This is a genomic window from Pseudomonas sp. GNP012, assembly GCF_054343835.1.
Genome location: NZ_JBTGUU010000001.1, coordinates 4,964,648 through 4,976,965, shown reverse-complemented (window position 1 = coordinate 4,976,965; position 12,318 = coordinate 4,964,648). Strand labels below are relative to the sequence as shown.

Here is a 12,318-nt window from a genome sequence, read left to right as displayed (position 1 = left end):
CGCGAGCAAGCTCGCTCCCACAGGTTTTGTGTTGTTCACAGATCTTGTGTCCACCCCCGATCCACTGTGGGAGCGAGCTTGCTCGCGATGGGGCCCTGACAAGCAACACAAGACACACAGGCAATAACCCGAGCACTTAACGCGCTGCCTGCCTGGGCGACGCGGTTCCATAAAAACAACATCGAGGTGAAAGCATGTCTGGCAATCGTGGTGTGGTGTATCTCGGCGCTGGCAAGGTCGAAGTACAGAAGATTGACTATCCGAAAATGCAGGACCCGCGCGGTCGCAAGATCGAGCACGGGGTCATTCTCAAAGTGGTTTCCACCAACATCTGTGGTTCCGACCAGCACATGGTGCGCGGGCGTACCACGGCGCAAACCGGCCTTGTGTTGGGCCATGAAATCACCGGCGAAGTGGTCGAGAAGGGCAGCGACGTCGAAAACCTGAAAATCGGCGACCTGGTGTCCGTACCGTTCAACGTGGCTTGCGGGCGCTGCCGTTCCTGCAAGGAAATGCACACCGGCGTGTGCCTGAGCGTCAACCCGGCGCGTCCTGGCGGTGCTTACGGTTATGTCGACATGGGTGACTGGACCGGTGGCCAGGCGGAATACGCCATGGTGCCGTACGCCGACTTCAACCTGCTGAAGCTGCCGGATCGCGACCGTGCGATGGAAAAAATCCGCGACCTGACCTGCCTCTCCGACATCCTGCCGACCGGCTATCACGGTGCCGTGACTGCGGGCGTTGGCCCAGGCAGCACTGTGTATATCGCTGGTGCCGGTCCGGTCGGTCTGGCAGCGGCGGCTTCGGCTCGCCTGTTGGGCGCGGCGGTGGTGATCATCGGTGACGTCAACACCGTTCGCCTGGCCCATGCCAAGGCCCAGGGCTTCGAGATCGCCGACCTGTCCCTGGACACGCCGCTGCACGAACAGATCGCTGCGCTGCTGGGCGAGCCGGAAGTTGACTGCGCCATCGACGCCGTCGGCTTCGAAGCCCGTGGCCATGGCCATGACGGCGTGAAACACGAAGCCCCGGCTACCGTGCTCAACTCGCTGATGGGCGTGGTGCGTGTGGCCGGCAAGATCGGCATCCCCGGCCTCTACGTGACCGAAGACCCGGGTGCTGTCGATGCTGCCGCGAAAATGGGCAGCCTGAGCATCCGCTTCGGGCTGGGCTGGGCCAAGTCCCACAGCTTCCACACCGGCCAGACCCCGGTCATGAAGTACAATCGCGCGCTCATGCAAGCGATCATGTGGGACCGTATCAACATCGCCGAAGTGGTGGGCGTTCAGGTGATCAGCCTGGATCAGGCTCCGCAGGGTTATGGCGAGTTTGATGCAGGTGTGCCGAAGAAGTTTGTGATCGATCCGCACAAGATGTTCAGCGCGGCGTAAGCGTTCGGGCAATACCAAAACGGCGACCTTCGGGTCGCCGTTTTGTTTGGGCTGTTACTCAGAACTGGTGATTCACGCCAGGATCAAAAGATCGCAGCATTCGGCGGCTCCTACAGAGTCGCGACAAGCTCGCAGGGCCGGGAACAATCCTTGTGGGCGTCAGTCCAATGCGCAGTTTTTCACCGCCCATTGCCGGGCGGTGTTCATCGAGGATGTCTGAATGAAGATTTCACGCGGTTTTGCACTGGCATCACTCCTGACCCTGGCTGCCAGCCCGGCCTTTGCACAGTTCAACCTGAGTGATGCAGCCAATGTCATTGCCGGCATGAAGGGCGATGACGCGACCGCGACCGCCGCACCGACGCCGCAGACAGCCGATTTGCTGAGCACCCTCAGTGAATTGGACATCACCCCACAGCAAGCCATTGGCGGCGCCGGGGCGATGCTGGGCCTGGCGAAGAACCAGTTGAGTTCGACCGACTACTCGGAACTGGCCAAAAGCGTGCCGGGTATCGACATGCTCTCGGGCGGCGGTGAGTTGGGTGCGCTGGCCGGCCTGCTCGGCTCCAGCGGCAAAGCTGCAGGGCTGGATAATGCCCTGGGCAACGTCAAGGACAGCAACGACCTGAACAACGCCTTCAGCGCCCTGGGCATGGACAGCGGCATGATCGGCCTGTTCACCCCGGTGCTCTTGCAGTACCTCGGTCAGCAGGGCGTCGGCGGTACGCTGCTGAGCAGTCTGGGCAACATCTGGGGCGCCGGCACCGGTACCGGTAGCTGATTCAGTAGCGCTCGGCGCGCAAGGCGTCGATGCGCCGGTCCTTCTCGATCCAGAGCTGGTTGACCCAGTTCTGGATCTTCTCGCGAAACACCGGATCGCTTTCGTAATCGCCCTGCCACAGCGCCGGGTCGAGTTCGCGGGTCTTGATGTCGATGATGACCCTGGGCACATTGCCGCTGATCAGGTCCCAGAACCCCGGAATCTTCTGCTGCGGGTAAACCACCGTCACATCGAGAACGGCATCCAGCTGTTCGCCCATTGCCGCCAGCACGAATGCCACACCGCCAGCCTTGGGCTTGAGCAGGTGAGTGAACGGCGACTGCTGTTGCGCGCTTTTCGCTGCGGTGAAGCGCGTACCTTCCAGATAGTTGACCACCGTCACCGGTTGGCGCCTGAACAGCTCGCAGGCCTTTTTGGTGATCTCCAGGTCCTTGCCCGCCAGCTCCGGGTGTCTGGCCAGGAACGCCTTGCTGTAGCGCTTCATGAACGGGTAATCCAGCGCCCACCACGCCAGGCCCAGGAAGGGCACCCAGATCAGCTCTTTCTTGAGGAAGAATTTGAAGAACGGCGTGCGCCGGTTCAGCGTCTGGATCAGCGCCGGGATGTCGACCCAGGATTGATGGTTGCTGATTACCAGATACGAGGTATCGCGGCGCAGATCTTCACCGCCACGGATGTCCCATTGAGTGGGGATGCAGACGCGGAAAATCAGCTTGTCGATTTCCGACCAGGTTTCGGCGATCCACATCACGGTCCAGGACGCGTAGTCGCGAAAACGGCCGGGCAGGATCAGCTTGAGCAGGGCAAACACCAGCAATGGCCCGATCAGGACCAGGGTGTTGAGCAGAAGCAGCAGGGTCACGAAACAGCCGGTGAGCAGGCGGCGCATAAGTCACTCGTGGAAGCGGTTGGGCGCGCCATGATAAGCAGCTTCGGGCGACAGGCCAAATCGGGGGTGACGAATGTTTCACCTCCGGGTCGGTAACCTTGGGGGAACGATCAAGCGAACAACGGTCTAAAATCCGGCAGTTCACTCTTATGGAAGCCCATTACGTGAAATCCCTCCTTGCAGTGCTCTCCCTCATCGCTTTGCCGGTCATGGCCGCTGAGCCGACCCTGTACGGGCGTTACGAATATATCGCCCTGCCGGAAATCGGCGGGCAAGTCCTCAAGGCGAAAATGGACACCGGCGCCCTGACCGCATCGCTGTCGGCCAAGGACATCGAAACCTTCAAGCGTGACGGCGAAGACTGGGTGCGTTTCCGCCTGGCCACCAAGGATGCGGGCAACCAGGTCTACGAACACAAGGTCGCGCGAATCAGCAAGATCAAGACCCGCTCTGAAGAGGACGAGGAGGACAGCGAAGTTGTAGCGCCGAGCAAGCGTCCGGTGGTCGATCTGGAGCTGTGCCTGGGTAACGTCAAGCGCACGGTCGAGGTCAACCTGACGGACCGCAGCAGCTTCAACTACCCGTTGCTGATCGGCGCCAAGGCGTTGCGCGAGTTCGGTGCGGCGGTGAACCCGGCACGGCGGTTCACGGCGGACAAGCCCGATTGCTGATTGACGGGGTGTGAGGCTTGGGGCACCGTTCGCCCACATCCCTGCCGGGCTCGGACGCCATGCCTCATATCCTGATTGTCGAAGACGAAGCGGCCATTGCCGACACCCTGATTTTCGCCCTGCAAGGCGAGGGCTTCACCACCACATGGTTGAGCCTCGGCGCGGCGGCGCTGGAGCATCAGCGTCAGACCCCGGCGGATCTGATCATTCTCGATATCGGCCTGCCGGATATCAGTGGCTTCGAAACCTGCAAGCAACTGCGGCGCTTCAGCGAAGTGCCGGTGATGTTCCTCAGTGCCCGGGATGGCGAGATCGATCGCGTCGTGGGCCTGGAAATCGGTGCCGACGATTACGTGGTCAAGCCGTTCAGTCCTCGGGAGGTGGCGGCGCGGGTCCGGGCGATTCTCAAGCGCATGGCGCCCCGCACGGTGAGCGAACCGTCGATGACGCTGTTTCGCATCGATAGCGACCGGGTGCAAATCAGTTATCGCGGTCAACTGCTGACCCTTACCCGCCATGAATTCCGCCTGCTGCAATGCCTGCTGGAACAGCCCGAGCGCGTCTTCAGTCGCGAACAGTTGCTCGATGCCCTGGGCGTGGCCGCCGACGCCGGTTACGAGCGCAGCATCGACAGCCACATCAAGAGCGTGCGCGCCAAGTTGCGAGGGGTGAAGGCTGACGCCGAACCGATCCAGACCCACCGCGGCCTTGGCTACAGCTACAACCCGGGACAAAGCTGATGCCGCTGGGAATCCGGTTTTTCCTGGTCTACGCACTGTTCATCGGCCTGACAGGCTACTTTGTGCTCAACACGGTCATGCAAGAGATCCGCCCGGGCGTTCGCCAGTCCACTGAAGAAACTCTGGTCGATACCGCCAACCTGATGGCCGAGATCCTGCGCGACGATTTCAAGGCCGGCACCCTCAATCAGAACCGTTGGCCGCAACTGCTCAAGGCTTATGGTGAGCGCCAGCCGGCGGCGAAAATCTGGGGCTTGCCGAAGAATCAGGTCAACCATCGCATCTACGTCACCGACGCCAAGGGCATCGTCGTGCTGGATTCCAGCGGGGTGGCGGTGGGGCAGGATTACTCGCGCTGGAACGACGTCTACCTGACCCTGCGCGGCGAGTACGGTGCTCGCTCCACCCGCAGTGACCCGAACGATCAGGGGTCTTCGGTGATGCACGTCGGCGCGCCGATTCGCGACAACGGCCAGATCATCGGCGTAGTCACAGTGGCCAAGCCAAACAGCTCGTTGCAGCCTTATGTGGATCGCACGGAACGCCGGTTGCTGGCGTATGGCGTCGGGCTTATCGGCCTCGGTTTGCTGTTCGGCGCGTTGTTGTCCTGGTGGTTGAGCCGCGCCCTGCGCAGATTGACGGCGTACGCTCAAGGCGTCAGTGCAGGCCGGCGGGTTGAAGTGCCGCATTATCGCGGTGGTGAGCTGGAACAATTGGCCACGGCGGTGGAGCAGATGCGCACGCAGCTTGAAGGCAAGGCCTACGTCGAGCGTTACGTGCACACACTGACCCACGAGTTGAAGAGTCCGCTGGCAGCCATTCGTGGCGCGGCGGAACTGTTGCAGGGCGAAATGCCGCCGATCCAGCGACAGCGTTTCGTCGGCAACATCGACAGCGAAAGTGCGCGCATGCAGCAGTTGATCGAGCGCTTGCTGAATCTGGCGCAAGTCGAGCAGCGTCAGGGGCTGGAGGAGCGCGTCGACGTGCCGCTGGGTACTTTGGTGAGGGAGTTGCTGAGTGCTCAGGCGGCGCGAATCGAAAGCCGTCAGTTGCAGGTGGAACAAAGCATTGCAGCGGATCTGATGCTCAGTGGAGAGCCGTTTTTACTGCGGCAGGCACTGGGCAACCTGTTGGAAAATGCGCTGGATTTCACCCCGGCCAGAGGCGTGCTGCGCCTCGGTGCCCGGCGAATTGGTGATCAGGTCGAATTCAAATTGTTCAATCAGGCCGAGGCCATTCCGGACTATGCGTTGCCAAGGCTGAGCGAGCGTTTCTACTCGCTGCCGAGACCGGACAGCGGGCGCAAAAGCACCGGGCTTGGGCTGAACTTTGTCGAGGAAGTGGTCAAGCTGCACGGCGGCACCCTGAGTATCAGGAATGTCGACGGCGGTGTGGAAGTGATCGTGCACCTGCCTTAGGGCCGGCTCAGTCTCCACACAGTCTCCACATTCCCTCCATTCATTCCTCACACAGCCACGCCAGACTTTCCCCATCCAAATCAGGGAGAGTCCCATGAACCGTAGCCTGACCCTAAAACTCGGGGCGATTGCCCTGTTGATTCTGTTGTTGCTGATCCCGCTGCTGATGATCAACGGCGTGATCCGCGACCGTCAGCAACTGCGCGACGGCGTGCTCGACGACATTGCCCGCAGTTCCAGTTTCAGCCAGCAGGTGAGCGGTCCGTTGCTGGTGGTGCCGTATCGCAAAGTGGTGCGCACCTGGAAGACCCGTGAAAAAACCAACGAGCGTTATCAAGACATCAGCGAAGAGCGCGGTCGTCTGTACTTCCTGCCGGAACGCTTCGAACTCGACGGCCAGGTGCAGACCGAGTTGCGCTCCCGGGGGATTTACCAGGCGCGGCTGTTTCATGCCGACAATCGCATCAGTGGGCTTTTTTCGCTGCCGGCGCGGCTCGGAATCAAGGAAGACTTTGCCGATTACCGGTTCGACCAGCCGTTTCTCGCCGTTGGCATCAGCGACATCCGTGGTATCGAAAATGCCTTGAAACTCGAGCTCGACGGCCAGAGCCTGGACTTCATTCCCGGTAGCCAGGTCGGCTGGCTGGGTGAGGGCGTGCACGTGACACTGCCGGCGCTGAATACCGAACAGGCCGCGGAGCTGGCTTTTGGTTTTAACCTGCGCCTGCAAGGCACGGGCGTGTTGCAAGTGTTGCCAGTGGGTAAAACCAGCACAGTCTCGCTGAGCGCCGACTGGCCTCACCCAAGTTTCATCGGCAACTATCTGCCGGCCCAGCGTAACGTCACCGATCAGGGGTTCACCGCCAACTGGCAGGCGTCGTTCTTCTCCACCAATTTGCAGGAGGCCTTGAGCAGCTGTGTCACCGGCGGTGACTGCGCAGCCTTCAGCGGTCGCAGCTTCGGTGTGAGCTTTATCGACCCGGTGGACCAGTACCTGAAAAGCGACCGGGCGATCAAATACGCGCTGCTGTTCATCGTCCTGACGTTCGCCGGCTTCTTCCTCTTCGAAGTGTTGAAAAGCCTGGCCGTGCACCCGGTGCAATACGCGCTGGTGGGGGTGGCCCTGGCGTTCTTTTATCTGCTGTTGCTGTCGCTGTCCGAGCACGTGGGTTTTGGGCTGGCCTATCTGTTGTCGGCGGCTGGCTGCGTGTCCTTGATCGGTTTTTATGTGTGCCATGTGCTGCGCAGTGTCGTGAACGGGTTGAGCTTCTCCGCGGGACTGGCGGCGTTGTACGGCCTGCTTTACGGCGTGTTGAGCGCCGAGGATTACGCGCTGTTGATGGGCTCGTTGCTGCTGTTCGGCTTGTTGGGCGTGTTCATGGTGCTGACCCGCAAGCTGGATTGGTATGGGGTTGGGCAGAAAGCGGTGAAACCGTTGGACTTCGATATTGGAGCGGTGCAATGAACCGGTCGGTGGGGTTGCGCGAGGATCAGCGCTGGAGCGAGGTGTTAGTGACGCGGATTTTGCAGTGGTTGCCTGATGAACCGCGTTGGTATTTTCGCGAGCAGGCTCGCTCCCACAAGGGTTCTCCAGTGAATACAAAATTTGTACGCACCGACGACCTACTGTGGGAGCGAGCCTGCTCGCGAAGCGGCCAGTACAGCCGGCGAAGTTCTAAGCCTTCGGCATCGTCGCAACCATCGAAGGCCGCTGGCTCACCTCGAAGTACCACGCCGCCAGCTGCGGATTGGCTTCGCGCCAATCCAGATCCGGATGGCGCAGGTCCAGGTAACCCAGTGCACAGGCCACGCTGATCGCGGCCACGTCGAAGTGGCTGGTCAGCTCGGCAATCGCGTCTTTTTCCAGCAGGGCCAGGGCGCGGCGGATCTTGTCGCGCTGGCCGTCGAGCCATTCGTCCCAGTGTTTCTCCGGGGCACGCAGGGCGACTTCGTAGCGCACCAGCACGGCCGCATCCATGATCCCGTCGGCAAGGGACGCGAGGGTCAGGCGCCGCCAGCGGGCCGAGCCTTCGCGGGGGATCAGCGGGTTGCCGACGTGCTGCTGATCGAGGTAGTCGAGGATGACCCGGCTGTCATGGATGACATTGCCATCGGCCAGGCGCAGGGCCGGGATTTTGCTCAGGGGGTTGTCGTCGATCAGGGCCGTGTCCGGGGTTACCGGGGTGAGGACGCTGGTCTGCAGCGCCACGCGGTCCTGTTGTCCGGTTTCGTGCAGCAGCACCATGACTTTGCGAACGAAGGGAGAGAGCGGGTTGTGGTACAGGGTCATGCTCGGGGCGGACATGGCAGCGTCTCGATCGGTGGCAGAGTCGGGCAGCATAGCGTGTTGGGGCGATAGCTCAAGATGGCAAACACCCCTGTAGGAGCGAGCTTGCTCGCGATGGACTTGAGAACGCCGCTGGGTGTCAGGTTCCCCGCGTTATCGTTAATGTCCATCGCGAGCAAGCTCGCGCCTACAGGGGGTCAGCGGTGTTGCAGGAGGCCGCGCAGGGCCAGCACAGCCGGAATGCCCAGCCCCACCCAGCTCAGCGAGTCCCACACACCATTCCCGAGCAACGCGGCAAACAGCCCTGCCGCGCTGAGCACCGCGATGACGGTGGGAATGGCAAAGACCTTCCAGAAATTCGACTGCCGGGGCTTCATGCCACGTTCTCCGCTTTTTCCAGCACAGGCCTGGCAGCCTTGCGCCGCACCACCCACAGGTAGACTCCGCTGCCGAGCACAATGATGGTCAGCACATCCAGGGTCGCCCAGAGGATTTGCATCGGCATGCCGCCGTAGTCGCCGAAGTGCAGCGGTTGCGACATGCCCATGGCATCCATGTACCAGGGTCGCTCGGCTACGGCAGTGACTTGCAGGGTGCTGGCGTCGATCAGTACCGGTGTCAGCAGGTGCGAAGTCAGGTGCGTGCTGCCTTTCATGAACACCGCGTAATGGTGCTCGCTGGAAAACCGCGTGCCGGGGAAGGCGATGAAGTCCGGCTGCATGCCCGGTGCGACGTCCTTGGCGATGTCGAGCAGACGGGTGGCCGGCGCCAGGTGCGTCAGCGGTGGCGCATCACGGTACGGCGCGACCATCGCGCTCAGGCTGTCGTTGCGCCAGGCGGCAATGATCAGGTCGGCGCAGGCACTGATCACGCCGGTCACGCCGACCACCAGGGCCCAGGTCAAGGTCACGACGCCGATCAGGTTATGCAGGTCGAGCCAGCGCAGGCGGGTGGATTTGTCCTGGCGCACGGTGGCGAACTTCAGGCGGCGCATGAATGGCAGGTACAAGACGGTGCCGGAGACGATCGCCACCACGAACAGAATGCCCATGAACGCCAACAGAAGCTTGCCCGGTAAGCCGGCAAACATGTCCACGTGCAGGCGCAGCATGACCATCATGAAACCACCGTTGGCCGACGGCATCTCCAGGGCCTCGCCGGTACGGGCGTCGAGCATGAAGGTGTGGGACGAATTGGGCTCGGTGCCAGCGGTGGGGGCCATGATCGCAATCGCGGCATTGGGTTCGTCGTCCTCGAAGCCGAAATACTGCATGACTTCGCCAGGGCGATGCTTTTCAGCCGCCGCTACCAGCTGCTGCAGATCAAGCCGCGGGGTGTCTGCCGGCATCTGCTTGAGCTCGGCCGCATCACCGAGGAGGTGGTCGATCTCGTGATGGAAGATCAACGGCAGGCCGGTCAGTGCCAGTAGCAACAGGAACACCGTGCAAACCAGGCTGGTCCAGGTATGAACAGCGGACCAGCGGCGAATTGTTTTACTTTTCATTTCATAGCCTTCAGAAAAACCAAAGCCGTCCACGAAGGACGGCCTGGTCATTGGGCGTATCAGCTCAATGTGTTACCACTTGTAGGTTGCACTGGCGACGACACTGCGCTGGTCGCCGTAGTAGCAGTAGAAGCTGTCGCAAGTCGAGATGTAGTCCTTGTCGAACAGGTTGGTTGCGTTAACGGCCAGCGAAGCGCCCTTGAGGCTGTTGTCCAGGCGACCGAGGTCGTAGTGTACCGCGGCGTCGAACACCGTATAGGCGTCAGCCTTGCCCAGCCAGGTGTTGGCCTCGTCGCCGTAAGTGTTGCCGGTGTAGCGCGCGCCGGCGCCGATGCCGAAGCCGTCGAGCACGCCGTTGTGCCAGGTGTAGTCGCCCCATACCGATGCTTGCTGGTTAGGCATCAGTTGCAGGCGATTGCCCTTGAATGCGCCATCTTGCACTTCGGACTTGGCCAAGGTGTAGGCGGCGGTGACCTTGAGGTTTTCGGTCACGTCGGAAACGGCTTCCAGTTCCAGGCCTTTGACTCTCACTTCGCCGGTCTGGCTGGTGACCGTCACGTTGCCCACATTGTTGGTGACGGCAACGTTTTTCTGGGTCAGGTCATACACAGCGGCCGTCAGCAGTGTGTTGCTGCCCGGTGGCTGGTACTTGATACCCAGTTCCCACTGCTTGCCTTTGGTCGGCTTGAACGAATCGGTCGGCGAGGCGACGGCATTGCTGGCCGGTTGGAACGATTCGGCGTAGGACAAGTAAGGCACGAAGCCCGAGTCGAACACATAGCTGATCGCCGCGTTGCCGCTGAAGTTCTTGTCGCGCTGGGTGTTGGTGGCATCACCCTTGTTGAAGAATTTGGTGCCGGTATGGACCCAGTCTTCACGACCGCCGAGGGTCAGGCGCCATTGATCGAGGGCCATTTGATCCTGGACGTACAGACCGGTCTGGTAGGTCTTCTGGTCATAGTCATAAAACGCCGAGGAGCGTGGTGGACGGGTGATCGGCAAGCCATAGACCGGATCGTTGACGTTGATGGAAGGTGCGGTGCCAAAGATCGAGGTGTAGTTGGTGTTGCTGCGCTGGTGGTCCAGGCCGATCAACAGCGTGTGATTAATGTCGCCGGTGGCGAAGTCGGCCTGGAAGTTGTTGTCCACGGCGAACTGGCTGATGTCTTCGTCGACATTGGTCGTGCCGCGCCCGGTGTTGCCTTCATCGTCCACGACAAATCCGATGGAGGGAAAGTAGCTGTTGACGGTGACCGTCTGGAACGACAGGTCCGACTTGGTGTAGCGCAGGTTCTGGCGGAACTGCCATACATCGTTCAAGCGATGCTCGAAGGCATAACCGAGTGCGTAATAGGTGCGGTCGTAGAAATCGTAGTCCGGATCACCCAGGTTCTTGTGGTGCGAGATCTTGCCGAACGGCATGTCGATCTTGGTGCCCTGAATCGGATAGAACTGGCTGGTAACGCCGGTATCGTCACGGGTGAACTGCGTCAGCAGGGTGAAGCGGGTGTCTTCGTCGATGTTCCAGGTCAGGCTTGGCGCAATGTTGTAGCGCTTGTCATCTATATGGTCGATCTGGGTTCCGCCGTCACGCACCACGCCGCTCACGCCATAGAGAAACCGGCCTTCGTCGTCGATCTTGCCGGTGCTGGCGAAGTTGATCTGGCGATGGTTGTCGCTGCCGTACTGCAGCTGGATTTCGCTGCTGGCTTCGGCGCTCGGGCGACGGCTGACCATGTCCAGCAGGCCGCCTGGCGGTGTCTGGCCGTACACGGACGAGGCCGGGCCGCGCAGCAAGGCCAGGCGGTCGAGGTTCCAGGTTTCCTGTTTCGGGTTGGCGTAGACGCCTTTTGGCAGGGGCAGGCCGTCGAGGAACTGAGTCGGCTCGAAACCACGCACGCGCAGCCAGTCAGCGCGGGTGTCGCTGCCGTAGCTGCTGGCGGTGATGCCCGGCAGGTAGCGCACGGCGGCGTCAAGGGTATGCGCGTTGCGGTCGTCCATCTGCTCGCGAGTGACGACCGAAATCGAGCGCGGTACCTCGACCAGCGCGGTATCGGTCTTGGTGCCGGCGGCGGTCCGTTTGGCCACGTAGCCTTGCACCGGACCCCAGGCGCTTTCAGCGTCTTCCACGCCAATCACGCTGGTTGCCGGCAGAGCCATCACACCCTCGGGCACGGCCACCAGGCTGTAGGTGCCGGTACTGCTTTGCTCCAGTTGCAGCCCGGTGCCGCGCAGGGCCTCGCGCAGGGCGCCAGCGGCGTCGAACTGGCCGTTGACTGGTGCCGAGGTTTTGCCTGTCGCCAGGGATGGGTTCAACGACAAGGCCAGGCCCGCCTGGCTGGCGATCTGGTTCAGGGTGCTGGCCAGTGGTGCGGCTGGCAGGTTGTAGGCGCGAACGCTTGACGCCTGTTCAGCGGCGACCAGTTGGCTGCTCGCCAAAGGGGTGCAAAGGGCAACGGCGACCGCCAGCAAACCGGGGCGCAACAGGGTGTTCAGCGAACGGGACATACAGCGGCTCCTGAATGGAAATATTTCTCAATTGCCTGTGTGCCGAACGAGAATCAGAAAGTGATAGGGCTGGATGAAAATAATTTCTATTCAGTTATTCAATAAGCATTGAAGGGTTCTGTGTGC

Annotated in this window: 11 protein-coding genes; 6 read left to right on the top strand and 5 right to left on the bottom strand. The window is 61.3% G+C overall.

The window, feature by feature from the left end; translation table 11 throughout:
• Positions 1 to 194 precede the first annotated feature (194 nt).
• The gene (gene fdhA / locus ACXX83_RS22545; RefSeq protein WP_015097121.1) at positions 195 to 1,394 is read left to right on the top strand and encodes a formaldehyde dehydrogenase, glutathione-independent; all 1,200 of its coding nucleotides are present in this window, start codon (positions 195 to 197) and stop codon (positions 1,392 to 1,394) included.
• 220 nt (positions 1,395 to 1,614) lie between these two features.
• A complete protein-coding gene (locus ACXX83_RS22540) occupies positions 1,615 to 2,175 on the top strand; it encodes a DUF2780 domain-containing protein (protein ID WP_015097120.1) in 561 nt (186 codons plus the stop codon).
• Position 2,176: 1 nt separating this feature from the next.
• Here ACXX83_RS22540 and yihG read toward each other — a convergent pair whose 3' ends face one another.
• Positions 2,177 to 3,064, bottom strand: a complete 888-nt coding sequence (yihG, locus tag ACXX83_RS22535) for a 1-acylglycerol-3-phosphate O-acyltransferase, YihG family (protein ID WP_126047956.1) — start codon at positions 3,062 to 3,064, stop codon at positions 2,177 to 2,179.
• Positions 3,065 to 3,228: 164 nt separating this feature from the next.
• Between yihG and rloA2 the strand changes: the two genes are divergently transcribed.
• From rloA2 to creD, 4 genes are all read left to right on the top strand, one after another.
• Positions 3,229 to 3,735, top strand: a complete 507-nt coding sequence (gene rloA2 / locus ACXX83_RS22530; RefSeq protein ID WP_015097118.1) for a retropepsin-like aspartic peptidase RloA2 — start codon at positions 3,229 to 3,231, stop codon at positions 3,733 to 3,735.
• A 59-nt stretch (positions 3,736 to 3,794) separates the two neighbouring features.
• Positions 3,795 to 4,475, top strand: a complete 681-nt coding sequence (creB, locus tag ACXX83_RS22525) for a two-component system response regulator CreB (protein WP_458549655.1) — start codon at positions 3,795 to 3,797, stop codon at positions 4,473 to 4,475.
• A complete protein-coding gene (gene creC / locus ACXX83_RS22520; RefSeq protein WP_458549654.1) occupies positions 4,475 to 5,893 on the top strand; it encodes a two-component system sensor histidine kinase CreC in 1,419 nt (472 codons plus the stop codon). The genes creB and creC overlap by 1 nt, the downstream gene beginning before the upstream one ends.
• Positions 5,894 to 5,987: 94 nt before the next feature.
• Positions 5,988 to 7,358 carry a cell envelope integrity protein CreD gene (gene creD, locus ACXX83_RS22515; RefSeq protein WP_458549653.1) on the top strand — a complete coding sequence of 457 codons (1,371 nt, stop codon included), beginning with the start codon at positions 5,988 to 5,990 and terminating at the stop codon, positions 7,356 to 7,358.
• Positions 7,359 to 7,568: 210 nt separating this feature from the next.
• On the opposite strand, the gene ACXX83_RS22510 is transcribed toward creD, so the two are convergent.
• The 4 genes from ACXX83_RS22510 to ACXX83_RS22495 all read right to left on the bottom strand — a co-directional run bounded on the left by ACXX83_RS22510 (position 7,569) and on the right by ACXX83_RS22495 (position 12,192).
• Positions 7,569 to 8,198: a glutathione S-transferase gene (locus ACXX83_RS22510; protein ID WP_458549652.1), complete on the bottom strand. Its 630-nt coding sequence runs from the start codon at positions 8,196 to 8,198 to the stop codon at positions 7,569 to 7,571.
• Between the two features lie 179 nt (positions 8,199 to 8,377).
• Positions 8,378 to 8,557 (bottom strand): hypothetical protein, encoded by a 180-nt coding sequence (locus ACXX83_RS22505; RefSeq protein WP_458549651.1) that lies wholly within the window; start codon positions 8,555 to 8,557, stop codon positions 8,378 to 8,380.
• Entirely contained in the window at positions 8,554 to 9,684 is a 1,131-nt protein-coding gene (locus tag ACXX83_RS22500; protein WP_458549650.1) for a PepSY-associated TM helix domain-containing protein, read from the bottom strand. The genes ACXX83_RS22505 and ACXX83_RS22500 overlap by 4 nt, the downstream gene beginning before the upstream one ends.
• A 72-nt stretch (positions 9,685 to 9,756) precedes the next feature.
• Complete coding sequence (locus ACXX83_RS22495; protein WP_458549649.1) at positions 9,757 to 12,192, bottom strand: TonB-dependent siderophore receptor; 2,436 nt, start codon at positions 12,190 to 12,192, stop codon at positions 9,757 to 9,759.
• Between the last annotated feature and the right edge of the window lie 126 nt (positions 12,193 to 12,318).